This is a genomic window from Pseudomonas mendocina, from assembly GCA_037482215.1.
Taxonomy (GTDB): domain Bacteria; phylum Pseudomonadota; class Gammaproteobacteria; order Pseudomonadales; family Pseudomonadaceae; genus Aquipseudomonas; species Aquipseudomonas mendocina_E.
Genome location: CP148074.1, coordinates 4,226,816 through 4,244,420, shown reverse-complemented (window position 1 = coordinate 4,244,420; position 17,605 = coordinate 4,226,816). Strand labels below are relative to the sequence as shown.

The following is a 17,605-nucleotide window of genomic DNA, read 5'->3' as shown; positions in this document are numbered from 1 at the left end:
GAGTGTTGGTGCAGGAGAGCAGGGCGAGCCGGGTACGGCAGACCCAAAAGCCTGTGCCATGGGTTAGGCCCAGGCATGCGTGTAGAGATCGTTTGGATGCCTACTGACTTGGTGCTCAGGCTGGCGCCCGGCAGGTTTAAGTTGCCATTTCCATTGGATTGAAGTCCTGGCTGAGGCTCAGGTTACGAGCGCTCAATACAACCTCGCCGGAGGGACCCGGCGAGGTTGGTACTGCTTAGAAGTCGTTGTTCAGGTCGATACCTGATTTGCCCGGAGCCAGGATGTTGTTCGGGTCCAGTGCACGCTTGAGGGTGTGCTCAAGTTTGCGCTTAACCGTACCGTAGCTCTGTGCAACACGATCCTGGAAGTGCGGGTTAACGCGGTATACCGCGTAGCCGCGCTTCTCGAACTCGTCCAGCAGTTCGTTGAAGCAAGCATCAGCGCGCTTCAGCTCTTCCGGGTTGGTGCGGTCAAACAGCACGTCGATCACGTGGTGCATGTCACGCCAGCCCACAATGAACTCACCGACGTAGTCCAGGCCATGTTTGTTAAGGATGCTCTTGGCAAGTGAGTACTGCTTGTCACATTCGCTGCCGCGCGCTTGGCTGACTGGGGCGAACCACATGGAGCCACCGCCCCCACGCCAGTTGTACAGACCAAATTCTTGCAGGTTCGGGATGCCTTTCATCATCTCGGAGCGGTATTTGAACGGCTGCTTACCGGCGGATTCTTTCTCGGTGTACAGCTTGCCTTTGCCCAGTTGAGCCAACGCGCCTTTAACGATCTTCAGGTTAACGTCAACCTGCTCCTGGGTGCCGTACAGGCACGCATAGACGTTCCATGCACCCATGTCTTTGTCGTCGCGGATCTTCTGGATCACTGCGTCTGGAGTGGCACCCGGCTCAGTGATGTAGTCAGAGCGACGTACGCCAGCAGCCGCAGCTTCCCAAAGGGTACCGGCGATAACGACCGAGTTCGGGATGATCTGAGCGATACGCAGCGGACGGATGAATTCAACGATGTCGTTGATATCGGTCTCTTTCGGGAATTTGATTTCCAGCGGCATCATCACCGGTGGTTTCGGCATCAGCCAGAAGCCCATCTTGGTGCAGATACCGTAGTTGGCCTGAGTGAACATACCGTCCAGTGTCGGGCCGTAACCCCACTTGAACACTTGCCAGGCGTTGTCGCCTTTAACGCCACCCATACCGGTGCGGTACACGTCACCGTTGGCCAGAACCACTTCCATACCGCACTGCATCAGGAAGTGTTCGCCGTACGGGGTGTAACCCACGCCACGGTCCATGGTGTTGCCCAGGGGGCCGGCGATGGCCGACGGTGCCGAGAAGGACAGCATCAGCGGCAGGTTGTTTTCCTGGATGTAATCGTACAGCTGGCCGTAGGTCACGCCCGGCTCAACCAGAGCGGTGCACAGCTCTGGGTCGATGTGAAGAATCTTGTTCATCTTCTTCAGGTCAAGGATGACCTGGCCGCGCTGGCCTGGGGCAGCGGAACCATAACCGAAGTTACGGCCGGTGGAGATGGTCCACACCGGAATCTTGTGCTCGTTACAGATCTTCACCACACCTTGAACGTGCTCAACGCTCAGGGCAGTAACTGCCGCCGAAGGCGTGTGGTTTTCGTTCTCGGTGGACATCATGATCTTGTTGTACGGGACGAGTTGCTCGTTCTTAACCAGTACGTTTTCATCGCCGACCAGCTTGCGGAACTTGGCAACGGCCTGTTCGAAGTTGGCAGCGTCTACGCCCTTAGGCAGCAGTTGGGTATTTTGCTCGGTCATACGTTATGACTCCTTCCGGACTCGATCGAGAACGAAACGAAATGGCCGCGAAGCGGCTTGTTTTGATTGCTGATGCGTGGCGCATTGCCTGCGTCGGTGCGTCCGGCTGAAGCCAGTACATGGCCCAGGGTGGCAGCCCATTGATCGGCTGCGTCAGTGCGCTTGGCGTTGATGGCCAGATCAAGGTTCAGGCGCTGTTCGCCCTGACGCTGTTCACGCAGGGTGAAGGCTGCACCGCAGCTGCTCAGCTGGTGGCCGAGGCGCAGTGCGCAGCTGTCGCTGCTATCGGCGCTGAGCAGCTCGTGGCGCGAGCCTTTGCTGTCAGCCGCATGCAGGCCGACCCACTGAACACGGGCACCGGCACTGCGGGCCAGATCCAGAATCAGCGTGGCACTGGCATCATCCACCAGACCGATGATGCGCTGCTGCTGCGGGCTGGCCAGTTGAGCGGCCAGTGCCTGCATGTAGGCAGCATCCAGATCCGTACGCTGAACCTGGATAGCGCTCTGAGCGTTACGTGCGCCCAGCAGGAAGGCAGCTTCAGCCGCATTGCCACTGACCAACGCCAGCGACGGGCGAGCCGAATCACGCAGCAAGCCAGAGGCTACAGAGAGGCCCGAGGCGCTCAGTGCAGCAACGGACAGACCGCTGACGGCAGCCCCTTTGAGAAGAGTACGACGTGCGACGTTCATAGCGTCACTCCTCAAGGTTTGGCTACAGCAGCCGGAGCCGGAGACTTCTGGATGTACTCGGCAACCTGCTGCAGCGACTTATCGTCGATGTAGGACGCAGTGAAGGCAGGCATCGCGCGGAAGCCGTTACGGACGATCGCCTGAATGTACTCAGGCGGCAGTTGGCGACCTTTGATCACCGGGCCTACGCCCGCGTCGTGGCAGTGGCCGCACACTTTCGCGTAAACGTTCGCGCCGCCTTTCCAGACACCATCGCCATCAGCAGAGGCGGTAGTGCTCATCAGGGCCATTGGCAGTGCAAGGCAGGCTGCGATGGCACTGCCACGCAACGCGCTTTTTTTCAGCTGGAACATGTGGTGCTCCTGGTTTTTATAAGACACGGTTTAAAAAGGGTAGTGACGTGGCTGGTGTTGCACCGAAATCCAGTGATCCGTGGTGAACTCGTCGATAGCCCAGTCGCCGTTGAAGCGGCCAAGACCGGAGTTCTTCTCACCACCAAACGGGGCGTTTGGTTCGTCGTTGACCGGGATGTCGTTGATGTGAGTCATGCCAGCGTGAATACGACGGGCAAAGCGCACACCACGGTCCAGGTTCTGGGTGAACACAGCGCTGGACAGGCCGTATTCGCTCATGTTGGCCAGTTCAAGTGCGTGGGCTTCGTCGCGGGCGCACTGAATGCCTACCAGTGGGCCGAAGATTTCTTCGCGGGCGATGTCCATGTCGGCGGTGACGTCAGCAAACACGTGCGGCGGCATGACGTTGCCTTGCGGCTCAGCCTCAACCAGCACCTTGGCGCCTTCGGCTTTGGCAGTGGTGATCTTCTCTTTCAGACCATCAAGCTGTTTGCTGTTGATGACCGGGCCAACCACGGTTTTCGGGTCGCTCGGATCACCGTATTGCAGGGTTTTAACGCGGGCGGCATAACGCTCGCAGAACGCTTCGTACAGCGGCTGTTCAACGATGATGCGGTTGATCGCCATGCAGATTTGGCCCTGGTGCAGGAATTTGCCCACCACTGCTGCGTTAACGGCCTGGTCCAGGTCCGCGTCAGCCAGAACCACGAACGGGCTGTTGCCGCCCAGTTCCAGCGCCACATGCTTCAGGTGCTGACCGCCGCTGGCGATACGGCCGATGTTGCGACCAACCTGAGTTGAACCCGTAAAGGAGATGAATGCCGGAACCGGATGCTCAACAAAGGCATCACCGATTTCTGCGCCGGAACCCACAACCACGTTCAGTACGCCTTTAGGTAGGCCAGCTTCTTCGAAAATACGTGCCAGCAGCAGGCCGCCAGTCACTGGAGTATCGCTCGCAGGTTTGACCACAACTGCGTTGCCCAGGGCCAGAGCAGGGGAAGCCGAGCGTGCAGTCAGGTGCAGCGGGAAGTTCCACGGGCTGATAACGCCAATCACGCCCAGTGCTTCGCGGTAAACGCGGTTTTCTTTACCCGGTACGTTAGAGGCCATGATGCGGCCATGGACGCGGCTTGCCAGGCTGGCCGACTCCAGAGTAATAGCGCGTGCCGCACCCCACTCGATTTCAGCCTTGATACGGGTGCTGCCTGATTCACGAATGATCCACTCAACGATTTCCTCATGGCGCTGATCGAAGATTTCGACCGCTTTCACCATGATCGCTGCGCGCTGTGCCGGGCCGGTTTCAGCCCATGCCTGCTGTGCAGTGCGAGCCGCTTCGTAAGCCTCATTGAGGTCTTCACGGGTGGCCAGTGGAATGGTCAGCAGCTCAGCGTTGTTGAATGGATTGAGCACACTCAGGGTACGGCTGGAAGAACCAGCGCGCCACTGACCAGCAATAGGTTGCAGCTCAAGGTTTTCGTAGGCAGCAGGACGTGTGGACATGGAGTTACTCCTCCGTTTTTTTCTAATTCGAAGTAGCCTGTTAAAGCCGTCTCAATACGAGTTGCCATGCGCTGATAGCCCCCTCATTGATGCGGTAATGACTGACCCTTTCTCCCCTGTGGGGCTAAAGGTCGCAGCTACGGTGCTTCCGTTGGCCCTGTATCAAGAAGCATGCCTGTTCCTGTTTTAACTGCGCGAAATTGACGCAGGTCAGTGCTGGCAAGGTTTTGCCGGTTTTGATGGCAGAGATTAGGTCGTGGCGGTGGCGGAGGTGGTGCAGGAAATTATTGAGAATTTTTACGCTCGGACGAAAACCCTACAAAAATTCACTGATTACGTGCGTTAATCGGACGCATTAGTAGTGAATGGCCGGACTTGCATTGACCCGAATCATTGCCTGGCCAACTATTGCTGCTGAATTTAAGGCCAGAGAAAAGAGACCTTATGCCGCGTTCAACTCCCCCGAATTCCGGCTCTGAAGAAGACTTCATTACTCGTCTGCTTAGCCGAAAAAAACGCTTGTTGGTCAACCGCAGTAGTCAGTTTCAAGACAGCGGTTTTCCCAACGCAGAGCAGTTGGCAGAAACGGTAGCCTTTGCCCCACAAGACGGATTTATCTGGCTGTGTGGCCAACGCATGATGCTTCTACAAGGCTCGGCATTTGGCGCTATGCGCTGCGAGCTGATTAAGTCCATGGGCAAGGAAAAGGCTCGTGGCCTGCTCACCCGGTTGGGCTGGCAGGCTGGCGCGAGGGATGCGGCGCAGGTGGCCGAACAGTGGCCAGAGGGCGATCACACTGCGTTATATAGCGCAGGGCCTCGCCTACACATGCTTGAGGGCATGGTTAACGTTGAAGCCGTGCGCTTCGAGATCGACAACAGCATCGGCCACTTTTACTCCGAGTTTCTCTGGCTCAACTCGCTGGAGGCGGATGAGCATCTGGCTGCCTACGGGCTGAGTGATGATGCGGTGTGCTGGATGTCCATCGGTTATGCCAGTGGATACGCCTCATCGCTGTCTGGGCGCCTTATCGTCTTCCGAGAGCTTGAATGTTGCGGATGCGGGCACGCGGCCTGCCGCATTGTCGGTAAGCCTGCCAATCAGTGGGAGGATGTGTCCGCAGAACTGGCTTGGCTGGATGCCGAAGCGTTCCTCAGCGAGAGCAACCACCCCGTACAAAACAGCGACGATGACATGATGGCTTCGGAGTACGAAGTGGATCTGTCCGCTGAAATGGTCGGTGGCTCATCTGGCTTTATTGCTGCTCGCCAGTTATTGGAAAAAGTCGCGCCCACACAGGCGACCGTACTGCTCACTGGTGAGTCCGGCGTGGGTAAGGAGTTTTTCGCCCAAACCTTGCATCAGCACAGTCGCCGCAGTGAAAAACCATGGGTGGCCCTGAACTGCGCCAACCTGCCGGAAAACCTGGTTGAGGCCGAACTGTTCGGCGTTGAGCGCGGCGCCTTTACCGGTGCCGAGCGTTCTCGCCCTGGCCGCTTTGAACGGGCCGATGGCGGCACTTTGTTTCTGGATGAAATCGGCAGCCTCAGCCTTAATGCCCAGAGCAAGATCCTGCGCGCTTTGCAGGAGGGTGAAATCGAGCGTGTCGGCGGTAATACCTCCATTAAGGTGGATGTGCGTGTGATCGCTGCGACCCACGTTAACCTGCGTGGAGAAGTCGCGGCCGGGCGATTCCGTGAAGACCTGTTCTATCGCCTCAATGTCTACCCGATCCACCTGCCGCCGCTGCGTGAGCGTCGTGAAGACATTCAGCCGCTGATGAACTACTTCCTGCGGCGCTTTACTCAGCGCTACGAGAAGCACATCCCCGGCTTTACCACGCGCCTGGTCAACGTACTGTTGACCCACACCTTCCCGGGCAACATCCGCGAGCTGCAAAACCTGATCGAGCGGGGTGTGATCACCTGTGATGAAGGCGAGGCCATGGACCTCAAACACATCACCTTGGGCAATAAAGAAAGCTTCGCCTCGCCGTCCGGCCTCACCTCCGCGGGCCGTCTGCAAGCGGCACCCACACTGCAGCAGGTGCCTGAGCAGACTCAGGCCGGGCAGAGTGATGTACCGACTGAAGAAGAACTGTTCGGCGCAGAAACAGCGCTGGATAACCTGCGCGCCTTCGTCAGCGGCCAGCGCCGCGAACTGGGCACCACGCTGGAAGATGTCGAGACCATGCTCATCCGCCTGGCCCTGGAAAAGTCAGACGGCAACATCACCGCCGCTGCACAAATGCTCGGCATGAGCCGGGCGCAGGTGAGTTACCGGATCAAGTCGCAGAAGTAGGTTGTCAACGGGCAACGAAACCCGGATTACGTCCTTGCGGGCTAATCCAGGCCACAGAGCCCTTAAAAAGCCCCTGCCAGCTCACGCTGACAGGGGCTTTTTGATTCACCGGGCGCTTAGAGCGGGGTGGTGAATTTGAACCAGTAGGTCTGGCCTTCGGCGCGGTTGCGTACGCCGGTTTCTTCTTGCCACTTGGCGCTGAACAGCCAGCCGTCTTTGCTTGCGTACTGGAACGCAGGGCCGATCGACAGGGTGCGGCCGCGGTTGCCGCCGGTGGCGTCTACAGCAGCTGCGGAGGCGCAGTTGGAGTAGCTGCACTTGTCGTCGCTGATTTGGGTGTAAGCGTGGCCGCCAACGCCCACTACCCAGCCATTACCCAAGCCCCAACCCAGGGTGTAGTCCAAGTGCAGTTCCTGGCCGGAGGTGTAGTTGGTGTCTTTGTTTTCGAAGTTGTAGTCGTACATCAGACGCATGTCGGCGTTGAAGCCGTTCGGGTCCATGTGGGTCAGTGCGAACACGCCCTGTACGGTGTAGTAGTTGTTACCCAGGTTGATGATGTCGTCTTCGTCGTAGCTGCCGGTAGGCAGAACGAAATCAACACCTGTGGCGATGTGCAGTTTATCGCTCAGGTGGAAGCCAACAACCGGGCCCAAGTGCATGTCACCAATGCCGCGCTTATGGTCGTGTGGGCCGCCGTTTTTGATGTTCAGGCGCATGTCGTTCAGCGGCAGCAGGGCGTGGAAGCCGAGGTCGCCGCCCAGTACTTTTTGCTCTGTTACCCAGACAAAACGAGGCACGATGCTGGTCACGCGCAGGTCGATTTCAGCAGCTTTGTTGCCTGCATTGTCCCGCACGGTATCGGCGGTGTAGTTGCCCGCGAAGATTTGGCCGTAGGTGCCAGCAGGAGGCAGGATGCCCATACCGAAAATTTCAATGCCCATCGGCCAAGAGGACAGGCCGCCCTCGGTGGCGTTTGCGCCGCCGGCTACGGCAGTGGTGAGCAGGGTGGCAGCAGCAAGTTTTTTCAGGCGCACAGAAGTGGAGCTGATTTTTTTAGAAGAGTGCATTGGTTAGGCCCATTTGTTTTTTATAAGCGTGGGGCCTGCTTTCAAAGATCGCGCCAAGTGCAATAAAACTGAAACCCTGCGCTAAATCGCGGGGTTGCGACGTTTTGACTCGGGCAATGTGCTTCGCCGCGGCGTTGGGTTGCGGATTCTGTTAATGAAATTCTTCGCTGTTTAAATCTATCGACACTTCCTCGGCGTTTGGACGTTGCCGACGGAAGCTGTTGGCGGTCTGGCCGCTGACGCGTTTGAAGAAGCGTGAGAAATACGCCGGGTCAACAAAACCCAGTGCATCGGCAATCTGGGCAATGGACATCGTGGTGTAGATCAGGTTGCGCTTGGCCTCCAGCAATAAGCGCTGATGAGTCACTTGCAGCGCGCTGTGACCGGTGAACTGGCGGCAGAGGTTGTTCAGGTAGGTGCTCGACAGACCGATGTGGTGTGCATAACGCTCCACTGACCAGTGTTCGCGGTAGTGTTTTTCGATGAGGTTCAGGAACGCCACCATATAGTCACGACCGCGGTCATCGCTGTTGTTCACCGGAGCGGTGCGCTTGCGTTGTCGCGCCAGCCATACGGCCAGGGCATTGACCATGGCTTGCAGGAGCGTGTCCCGCGCCATGTCAGCGCCTTCGTATTCTTTTTGCAGCACTGCAAACAGTGTGTCCAGTTGTTGACCCCATTCCCGCACGGGGTAGCAGGCTGCTGTGCTGAGTTTAGGGTCTAACTCTGCTTCAAGCCGGGTGACCAGTGGAGCCGCCAGGGTCAGCACGTAGCCATCTATGTCATCAGAAAACTGAAAGCCATGGACGAACATGGCGGGCACGACCTGGACAGAGGGCTCACTGATTTCTTGGCGGGTGCCTTCAATCTCGGCCTGACACACGCCATGGCGGAAGTAGAACAGCTGATAAAGGTCGGCGTGCTGATGCGACTGAATCTCCCAGTGGTGCTTGCTGCTGCGACTGGAAATGGTCTCGCAATGGATCAAATCAGGGGTCGGCCAACCCTGGTTTTCCCCATAGAGCTTGAATACCGGGATCGGCGTTTTGGTCTTATCCATTAGTCGTATAGGCCCCTTGGGATGCGCATGATAAGTGCGCCACAAAATAATTCGATAATCGCACGAATTTTCGAAAAGTACATTTTATTGCCCGATTTTAACCTTAACAGGGCCAGGCTTTTGGCAAAAATGCAGGGGAGTATTAAACACCCCAGCCGGAAGCATTGCGTGTGACGGCTAAATCAAAGCGGGAAATTACAAGATGAAAACTCAGGTTGCGATTATTGGTGCCGGTCCGTCCGGCCTTCTGCTGGGTCAGCTGCTGCATAAAGCGGGCATCGACAACGTCATTCTGGAGCGCCAAACCGGGGAGTACGTTCTGGGCCGTATCCGTGCAGGCGTTTTGGAGCAGGGCACAGTGGATATGCTGCGTGAAGCAGGCGTATCTGAGCGTATGGACGCTGAAGGCCTGGTTCATGACGGCGTTGAGCTGCTGGTGGGTGGCAAGCGCGTGCGCATCGACCTTAAAGAGCTCACCGGTGGCAAGACTGTAATGGTCTACGGCCAGACCGAAGTGACCCGCGACCTGATGGAGGCCCGTGCAGCTGCTGGCCTGACGACCATCTACTGCGCTGAGAACGTAAAGCCTCACGACATGAAGGCTGATAAGCCTTATGTGACGTACGAAAAAGACGGCGAAACCTTCCGCCTGGACTGCGACTACATTGCTGGTTGCGATGGTTTCCACGGTGTTGCCCGTCAGAGCATTCCGGCTGAGCTGCTGACCCACTATGAGCGTGTGTATCCGTTCGGTTGGTTGGGCCTGCTGTCTGACACACCACCATGCAACCACGAGCTGATCTACGCACACCACGAAGATGGCTTTGTACTGTGCAGCCAGCGTTCTAACACGCGCAGCCGCTACTACCTGCAAGTGCCGCTGACTGACAAAGTTGAAGACTGGTCTGATGAGCGTTTCTGGGACACCCTGAAGTCGCGCCTGCCGCAGTCTGTTGCTGATAACTTGCAGACTGGCCCGTCACTTGAGAAGAGCATTGCGCCGCTGCGTAGCTACGTCGTCGAGCCGATGCAGTACGGCAAACTGTTCATGGTCGGTGATGCTGCGCATATCGTGCCGCCAACAGGGGCTAAAGGCTTGAACTTGGCTGCCTCGGATGTGTGCTATTTGTACCGCATCCTCGTTAAGGTCTACACTGACGGCCGTACCGACCTGCTGGATAAATATTCTGAACTGGCATTGCGTCGCATATGGAAAGGCGAGCGTTTCAGCTGGTTCATGACAAATCTGCTGCATGACTTTGATGGCCATAAGGACGCTTGGGATCAAAAGATGCAGCAAGCCGACCGTGAGTATTACCTGAATTCCCATGCCGGTTTGGTCAACATCGCCGAGAACTACGTGGGCCTGCCCTACGAAGCAATCGAGTGATTCATCTGGCTGTCGATACACACGTCGACAGCCAATTAATCCCATTAGCGAATCAGAGGATTTCCCATGATCCGTCAATGTCTGGCAGCTTCCCTGCTGGTACTGAGCAGCACAAGTCTGATGGCCGCCGAGTGCGCCGTTACTGTAGACAGCACCGACCAAATGCGTTTCAGCACAGACAACATTGTTGTTGATAAGTCCTGCAAACAGTTCACCGTCAACCTGAACCACACTGGCACCATGCCGGCTACGGTAATGGGCCACAACCTGGTAATCAGCACCGCTGCTGATCAGCAGGGCGTTGTGACTGAGGGCATGAGCGCTGGCGCTGCCAATCAATACGTTAAGGCTGGTGACACCCGCGTTATCGCTCACACCAAGGTCATTGGTGGTGGCGAGAAAGACTCTGTGACTTTTGATACCAGCAAGCTTAAAGAAGGTGAGAACTACACCTTCTATTGCACCTTCCCAGGCCACGTGGCTCTGATGAAAGGCACCCTGGTATTCAAGTAATCACCAGTACTCTGTTCGTCTGAACAGGGTTTGCACACTTGAGGTAGCCTTGCCTACCTCAAGTCCTGTTTCTTCCCCCCTTCGTTCCTTCCTCTGCTTTACGGGCTTCTGCCTGCCCATGCGGCCTGCGTGCCACAAAATTTTCCCGAAATTGATTTAAATCATGGTCGCCTGACCGGCTTCGTTAATGATGCGTTCGTTTAGGCGGCGCTTGTTGTGTCGTCTGTGGTGAGGCATGAATGCGGGAGGCACGATGCAGATCAGCGACAAGCGTAAGGCCATGGCAATACCGGCTGTGCTGCGTTTGAGTTTCCGTCCGTTCTTTCTCTTGGGGGCTTTGCTGGCCTTGGTGGCGGTGCCAGTGTGGGTGCTTGAGCTCAGTGGTGTTGCTGCACTGACGGCTCCGGCTGGTGGCTGGCTGGCATGGCACCGGCATGAGTTGGTATTCGGTTTTGCCGGGGCAATCATTGCAGGCTTTCTGTTGACGGCCGCCCAGACCTGGACCGGGCAGCACAGTGTGTCAGGTTGGCCTCTGGCTGGGTTGGTGTTGCTCTGGTTATTGGCGCGTCTGGCCTGGTGGGTGGATGAAATCTCGCTGCTGGTGCTCAATGCACTGTTTCTGTTGGCAGTGGCCTGTGTTCTGGGGCGGATGCTGTGGCGGGCCCGCCAAGTGCGTAATTATCCGACGGTGTTCCTGTTGTTGCTGCTCTGTGCCAGCGATGTGCTGACACTGTTGGGGGTTCAGGCTGGCAATGAGGCGTGGCAGCGACAGGGCGTTTTGGCTGCTGTGTGGCTGGTCAGTGGAATGATGAGCCTGATTGGTGGCCGGGTGATTCCTTTCTTCACTCAGCGCGGGCTGGGGCGAACACATCAGGTGACGGCTTGGCCGTGGTTGGACTGGTTTTTGTTGATTGGCAGTGTGCTGATCGCTGCGCTCACCGCGCTAGGGTTGATGCACGACGCGCACTGGTCAGCCGGAGTGCTGTTTGCTCTGCTGGGGGTAGGGCATGCAGTGAGGCTGGTGCGTTGGTTTGATGCCGGTTTTTTGCGGGTGCCATTGTTGTGGTCATTGCACATCGCTTATGCGTGGCTGGTGGTGGCGTGCGCGGGTTTGGCTGCGTGGAATTTTGGTGCGCAGATCGCGCCCAGTCAGGCGCTGCATGCGCTGACTGTTGGTGCCATGGGCGGGCTGATTCTGGCCATGCTGGCGCGGGTGTCACTGGGGCACACAGGACGGCCATTGCAACTGCCAACGGCCTTTTCGCTGGCTTTCGTCTTACTCAATCTGGCCGCTATGGCGCGGGTGTTCGGGGTGTCGTTGGATTACTCAACGGCCTTGTGGCTGGCGGCAGTGGGCTGGTCGCTGGCGTTTTTACAGTTTGTGCTCTGCTATGGCCCGATGTTGTGCAAAACCCGTGTGGATGGTCATCCGGGGTAAACCTGTTGCGCTTATGGAGGGAGTCGAGCCGTGACGTACTTACTGCTGAATATCATCCACCTGGGGGCTGCAGCGTTCTTTATCGGCGGGGTGTTTTTTGAGGTGATGATTCTCTCCCGTGCCGCCAGACAGCTGGAGGCCGAGCCCCGTGAGCGTTTATCCAAAGCCTTAGGGCAGCGGGCCCGTAAGGTGATGCATTGGGTGGTGCTGGCGCTGTATGGCGCGGGCGTGGGGCTGGCCTGGGAGTATCGGGCGCTGCTGCAGGATCCATTCGCCAGCAGCCTGGGCCTGTTGATGAGCCTGAAGATTCTGCTGGCGGTGAGTATTCTCGGGCACTTTCTGTTGGTGGTGTTCCTCATGCGTAGCGGACGAATGACGCCTGTCCGCTCACGCCGGATTCACCTCAGTGTGTTGGCCCAGATGCTGTTAATCCTATGCCTTGCCAAGGCGATGTTCGTGCTGAACGTTTGAACGATCAGCACGCACGGGGCTTGGGCTTGTAGAGGAACAGCAGCGTAGTGAACACACTGAATACGCCCAGCCCGATGTAGGTATAGGCGAAGGCATCCATCACGGTGTCTTGCGGCAGTGCCCCTTCAGCCGGGTTAAACAGGGTCAGGAAGGCACCTGCCGTCGAAACCGCAAGGCCAATGGCCAGCTGGATAGTGACCGACATCAAGCTGGTACCGCTGCTGGCTTGTTGGCTGTCCAAGTCAGTCAGGGTAAAGGTGCTCAGGGCTGTGAACTGGATGTACATCGACATACCAATCAGTGAAAGCAGCAGGAGCAGCCAGGCCAGGTGAGTATCCGCAGTGATCAGCGACATGGCGGCAATCATGAAGCCCTGAACGAACGTGTTGCAGGCCAGCACGTAGCGATAGCCGAAGCGTTTGATCAGCCAGGTCAGCAGGGGTTTACTGGCCATCCCGGCCAGGGTCAGCGGGATCATGCTCATGCCAGCTACAGACGGTGAGTAACCCAGCCCGACTTGCATCATCAGCGGGGTTACGAACGGCATAGCAGAGCTGCCCAAGCGCGAGAGCAGGTTGCCCAGAATACCAACGGTGAAACTGGGAACTTTGAACAAACTCAGGCTGAACAGCGGGTGTTTTTTGCGTGAGGCATGCAGGTAATACAACACCAGGGCAACCACGCCGCTGATGACCATCCAATAAGGCTGCACAACACTAGGATGGGCCAGTGTTTCCAGGGTGAAGATGACCGATAGCGTGAGTGCACCAAACAGGGCGAAACCGACAAAGTCGAAGGACCAGGACTTTTCCGGGCGCAAATTCGGCATCAAGCGGTAACTGGCGATTGCACCGATCAGGCCAATGGGCAGGTTAATGGCGAAGATCCAGCGCCAGTTGGCGTACTCCACCATCCAGCCGCCTATGGTCGGGCCAATCAGTGGGCCGACCAGGCCGGGCAGGGTGACAAAGCCCATGATCCTGACCAGCTCGCTACGCGGGTAGGCGCGCAGTACAACCAAACGGCCTACAGGCATCATCATCGCGCCACCGGTGGCCTGAATCACCCGCGACACCAGCAGGCTGTCATAGGTGTCGGCAAAGGTGCATAAGAGCGAGCCGGTGCAGAACAGCAATATGGCGCCGAAAAACACCCTCCGCGTGCCGTATTTGTCGGCCAGCCAACCCGAAGCCGGGATCAGAATGGCGACGGTAACCAAATACGCCAACACAAGGCCGTGCATGCGCAACGGGTCTTCGCCCAGTTCATGGGCGATTGCGGGCAGCGCGGTATTGAGAATGGTGCCATCCAGTGCCTGCATGAAAAACGCAACAGCGACCAGCCAGGGCAGCATTCGGGCAGTGCGAGGATCAAGAATGGATTGAGCAGTCACGTCTAACCTTGTGCACGGCAGTGGAGGGGGAAAGCGGCCACACAAAATTTCTGTGTGGCCGGGGCGGATCAGTAGCCCGAGCTTGGCGCTTGCGTCACGCTGGGTGTTTCTTTGAATTTAGCCAGTAATCCCTTCGCTGCACTATTGAGCAGTGAGGTATCGACACCAACAGCGACGAACTGCGCACCGAGGCTCAGGTAATGCTTGGCTCGCTGTTCGTTGGCACAGAGGATACCTGCTGCCTTGCCTGCTTTGCGAATCCGGGCGATGGCATCATCAATCACTGCGCAGACTTCTGGGTGGTCAACCTGACCGGCAAAGCCCATGGAGGCCGATAGATCAGACGGGCCGATAAATACGCCATCAACACCCGGCGTAGCGGCAATCGCATCCAGGTTAGTGATGGCTTCGACGGTTTCCACCTGAACCAGCAGGCACACCTGCTCGTTAGCCTCTTTGATGTAATTGGTGAAGCGGTGCCAGCGGGATGAGCGGGAAATGCCGCTGCCCATGCCGCGGATACCTTCCGGTGGGTAGCGCATGGCGCGTACCGCATCTTGCGCCTGCTCGGCGGTATCGATCATCGGCAGTAGCAGGGTTTGTGCGCCAATGTCCAGATACTGTTTGACCAGCACCGGATCAGCCACCGGCAAACGCACCACCGGATGCGAGTCGACACTGCCTGGTACGGCATGGACAGCGCTGGCAATGGCCTGCAGTTGTGGCAGGGTGCTGCGCACATCGTTAGGCACGTGCTCGTTGTCGATCAACAGCCAGTCGTAACCGACACCACCGAGAATCTCGGCGGCATAGCTGTCAGCAAGACCCAACCACAAGCCAATTTGCGGTTTACCTTCAGCCAGCGCCTGTTTGAACGGATTGTGTAAACGTGGAGTGCTCATCGTGGCGCGCCTTATACGAAGCGGAACGAAATACTGCCCAGCGGGCCGTAGTCCGCGTGGAAGTGATCACCGGCCACACCACCCACCGGGCGGGTGAAGGAACCGGCCAGTACCACTTGCCCGGCCTCAAGGCCTTCACCGTACGGGGCGAGCTTGTTCGCCAGCCAAGCCACACCCGTTGCCGGATGGTTAAGCACGGCTGCGGCAACGCCGGATTCTTCAATCACCGAGTTTTTGTACAGCAGGGCGCTGACCCAGCGCAGGTCGACGGCATCTGGCTTAACCGGACGGCCACCGAGGACGATACCGGCGTTAGCCGCGTTGTCGGAGATCGTGTCGAACACTCTGCGCGGTGCTTTGGTGTAGCGATCAAACTGCTCAATACGCGAGTCGATGATCTCCAGTGCCGGTACCACGTAGTCAGTAGCGGCCAGCACATCAAAGATGGTGACGTTTGGGCCTTTCAGCGGCTTGGCCAGAATAAAGGCCAGCTCCACTTCAACCCGTGGCGCGATGAAACGGGACACCGGAATGTCGCTGCCCTGATTGAAGAACATGTCATCCAGCAGGGTGCCGAAATCAGGCTCGTTGATTTGGCTGCTGATCTGCATGGCGCGGGAGGTCAGGCCGATTTTGTGGCCTTTAATGACGCGGCCTTCTGCCAGCTTCAGTTTCACCCACTCGCGGGAGATGGCGTAACCATCCTCGATGGTCATCTCCGGGAAGCGCTTGGAGAAGTGTTCAGTCTGGGTGCGCTCTTGTTCGGCGCGGTGCAGTTCAGCGGCCAGTTCAGTGATCAGGGCTTGGTCGAGCATGGGGTAATCCTTATTACAAAACGCTGATCAAATCAGGCGCTGAGGTATTCGATGGCGGCTTTGTTGAATAGCTCAGCCTGTTCGTAGTGAGCCCAGATGCGGCACTCAGGAATCTCAATGAGGGTGGCGTTAGGCGCCAGCTCAGCGATCTTGCGGGCGTTATCCACAAACATGTGCTGAATGCTGACGGCAGCGGTCACCAACACTGGGGTTTGCAGGGCGCGCCACTGATCGTGGGTGAGGAATTGCTCAGGCTGCGCCGAGGACATCATGTTAGCCATGCGTGTTTGCAGATTGTCGCACTCATAGCAATCCAGGCGGGCGCTGACCAGATCAGGCATCAGGCTCTTCTCTGGGTTGTAGAACAGCGCAGAAACAATCTTCTCGACGTTTTCCCAGGTCAGGTTCTCGGTTGCAGCACCGCGACGCTCTTTAACACCGGAGATGAATTTGCCGACTTCTTCTTCGTTCACCACGATGGCGCCAGGGGACACCATGACCACTTTATTCACTCGCTCCGGGTGATAGTGAGCCATGTGGATGGCAATCGCAGAACCGAGCGCCACACCAATGAAGGACGCTTTGTCGATATTCATGGCATCCATAAAGTCGCGCACGTGGGTGCGGTATACGCTTGGGGTGTACGGGTAATCCGGTGCTTCAGTCAGGCCGTTACCCATCATGTCCACAGCAATCACGCGGAAGTGCTCGGACAAGGCGGCAATGTTGGCGCAGAAGTATTCCAGGCTACCGGTGGCGCCGTGCAGCAGGATGACCACCGGCGCATCGGCCTTGCCCGCTTCCAGATAGCGGGTGCTGACGCCTTTAACGTCGATCCAGGCCAGTTGATGCGGGGTGCGGAACAGGTGTTTCCAGATGCTTTGGTACTGCGTCATAAGGTGTCTCGCAAAGGCATGGCCGACGCGTGTGGCAACACAGGCGACGGCACTTAATCAGGTGTTGGTCGGTGCCGGGCTTAGGGCTTGAGGAAGTTGATGCTCAGTTCATTAAAGGCATCGGGTTGCTCAAACTGCGCCCAGTGGTCACAGCCGGTCATTTCCAGCAGTTCGACATTCGGGGCGGTTTCGGCAATGGCGTAAGCGTTGCGCAGGAACATGTTCGGCGCATCGACGGCGGCAATACTCAGTATCGGTTGCTTCAGGCTGCGCCATTGCTCCGGCTTGAGATCCTGCCCACCCAGGCTGAAGGCCAGCAGGCGCGGCATCGCGTCTTGCATGCGCGGGTCTTGGTAGATGTCCAGGCGGATGGCGATCAGGTCGTCGATCAGGTCTTCTGGTTTGAGCATCAGGCCACTCATGGCCGCCTGCACGGTTTCCCATGTTGGGGTAGTGGCAGCGGCGCTACGACGTTTACGCACGCCTTCAGCCACGCGGCGCTCCTCTTCGGCATCGACAATAATGCCGGCCGGTGCGACCAGAATCAGTTTGTTGACGCGCTCAGGCGCATCGTAAGCCACCTGTGCAGCAACCCAGGAGCCGAGCGAGACGCCGACCAGAGAGGCAGACTGCACACCCACAGCATCCATAAAGCCTAGGACGTGTTCGGCGTAATTAGGGATCAGGTAGTCATAGTCGGGCTTGTCGGTTGCACCGCAACCCAGCATGTCGATACCGAAGACATGGAAGTGCTCGGCATAGGCGGCATAGTTAGCGCAGAAGTTCTCCAGGCTGCCGGCCGTGCCGTGCAAGAGGATGACAACCGGTGCGCCGGGTTTGCCGGCCTCAAGATAACGTGTGCTAACGCCGTTGACGTCAACCATATTGAGGCGGTGAGGGGTGCGGAAAAGATACTTCCAGATGCTTTTGTAATTGTTCATGGCCGACCTTGGAGCTAAGGGTAGCGCGCCCTGCAAGGCGCAAAGGGCGCGAAATACCTGAGGAAA

The 17,605-nt window shown here is 57.6% G+C and carries 16 protein-coding genes; 5 read left to right on the top strand and 11 right to left on the bottom strand.

Annotation, left to right across the window (positions count from 1 at the left end; genetic code table 11):
• Positions 1-235: 235 nt before the first annotated feature.
• The 4 genes from WG219_19640 to pchA are packed head-to-tail and all read right to left on the bottom strand — an operon-like array spanning position 236 to position 4,352.
• Positions 236-1,801, bottom strand: coding sequence for an FAD-binding oxidoreductase (locus tag WG219_19640; GenBank protein WXL25483.1), 1,566 nt, complete (start codon positions 1,799-1,801; stop codon positions 236-238).
• Positions 1,798-2,493 carry a hypothetical protein gene (locus WG219_19635; protein ID WXL25482.1) on the bottom strand — a complete coding sequence of 232 codons (696 nt, stop codon included), beginning with the start codon at positions 2,491-2,493 and terminating at the stop codon, positions 1,798-1,800. Before WG219_19635 ends, WG219_19640 begins: the two co-directional genes overlap by 4 nt.
• Positions 2,494-2,504: 11 nt before the next feature.
• Complete coding sequence (locus WG219_19630) at positions 2,505-2,846, bottom strand: cytochrome c (GenBank protein WXL25481.1); 342 nt, start codon at positions 2,844-2,846, stop codon at positions 2,505-2,507.
• A 30-nt stretch (positions 2,847-2,876) separates the two neighbouring features.
• Positions 2,877-4,352, bottom strand: a complete 1,476-nt coding sequence (pchA, locus tag WG219_19625) for a 4-hydroxybenzaldehyde dehydrogenase (protein WXL25480.1) — start codon at positions 4,350-4,352, stop codon at positions 2,877-2,879.
• Between the two features lie 444 nt (positions 4,353-4,796).
• Here pchA and WG219_19620 point away from each other — a divergent pair, with 444 nt between their 5' ends.
• Positions 4,797-6,653, top strand: a complete 1,857-nt coding sequence (locus WG219_19620; GenBank protein WXL25479.1) for a sigma-54-dependent Fis family transcriptional regulator — start codon at positions 4,797-4,799, stop codon at positions 6,651-6,653.
• 116 nt (positions 6,654-6,769) lie between these two features.
• Here the strand turns inward: WG219_19620 and WG219_19615 are convergent, their stop codons facing one another.
• Positions 6,770-7,594: a transporter gene (locus WG219_19615; protein ID WXL28054.1), complete on the bottom strand. Its 825-nt coding sequence runs from the start codon at positions 7,592-7,594 to the stop codon at positions 6,770-6,772.
• A gap of 277 nt (positions 7,595-7,871) precedes the next feature.
• Positions 7,872-8,780: a helix-turn-helix domain-containing protein gene (locus tag WG219_19610; protein WXL25478.1), complete on the bottom strand. Its 909-nt coding sequence runs from the start codon at positions 8,778-8,780 to the stop codon at positions 7,872-7,874.
• A 202-nt stretch (positions 8,781-8,982) separates the two neighbouring features.
• Between WG219_19610 and pobA the strand changes: the two genes are divergently transcribed.
• From pobA to WG219_19590, 4 genes are all read left to right on the top strand, one after another.
• Positions 8,983-10,170, top strand: coding sequence for a 4-hydroxybenzoate 3-monooxygenase (gene pobA, locus WG219_19605; protein ID WXL25477.1), 1,188 nt, complete (start codon positions 8,983-8,985; stop codon positions 10,168-10,170).
• A 66-nt stretch (positions 10,171-10,236) separates the two neighbouring features.
• On the top strand, positions 10,237-10,683 hold the full coding sequence (gene azu / locus WG219_19600; GenBank protein ID WXL25476.1) for an azurin: 447 nt from the start codon (positions 10,237-10,239) through the stop codon (positions 10,681-10,683).
• A 253-nt stretch (positions 10,684-10,936) separates the two neighbouring features.
• Positions 10,937-12,121 (top strand): NnrS family protein, encoded by a 1,185-nt coding sequence (locus WG219_19595; GenBank protein WXL25475.1) that lies wholly within the window; start codon positions 10,937-10,939, stop codon positions 12,119-12,121.
• A 30-nt stretch (positions 12,122-12,151) separates the two neighbouring features.
• Complete coding sequence (locus WG219_19590; GenBank protein WXL25474.1) at positions 12,152-12,592, top strand: hypothetical protein; 441 nt, start codon at positions 12,152-12,154, stop codon at positions 12,590-12,592.
• A gap of 4 nt (positions 12,593-12,596) precedes the next feature.
• Here the strand turns inward: WG219_19590 and mdtD are convergent, their stop codons facing one another.
• From mdtD to WG219_19565, 5 genes are all read right to left on the bottom strand, one after another.
• Positions 12,597-13,985 (bottom strand): multidrug transporter subunit MdtD, encoded by a 1,389-nt coding sequence (gene mdtD / locus WG219_19585; protein ID WXL25473.1) that lies wholly within the window; start codon positions 13,983-13,985, stop codon positions 12,597-12,599.
• A 68-nt stretch (positions 13,986-14,053) separates the two neighbouring features.
• Positions 14,054-14,887 carry a 4-hydroxy-2-oxoheptanedioate aldolase gene (gene hpaI / locus WG219_19580; GenBank protein ID WXL25472.1) on the bottom strand — a complete coding sequence of 278 codons (834 nt, stop codon included), beginning with the start codon at positions 14,885-14,887 and terminating at the stop codon, positions 14,054-14,056.
• 11 nt (positions 14,888-14,898) lie between these two features.
• A complete protein-coding gene (hpaH, locus tag WG219_19575) occupies positions 14,899-15,702 on the bottom strand; it encodes a 2-oxo-hepta-3-ene-1,7-dioic acid hydratase (protein ID WXL25471.1) in 804 nt (267 codons plus the stop codon).
• Positions 15,703-15,734: 32 nt separating this feature from the next.
• Positions 15,735-16,598: an alpha/beta hydrolase gene (locus tag WG219_19570; GenBank protein ID WXL25470.1), complete on the bottom strand. Its 864-nt coding sequence runs from the start codon at positions 16,596-16,598 to the stop codon at positions 15,735-15,737.
• A gap of 80 nt (positions 16,599-16,678) precedes the next feature.
• Positions 16,679-17,539 (bottom strand): alpha/beta hydrolase, encoded by an 861-nt coding sequence (locus WG219_19565; protein WXL25469.1) that lies wholly within the window; start codon positions 17,537-17,539, stop codon positions 16,679-16,681.
• Positions 17,540-17,605 lie beyond the last annotated feature (66 nt).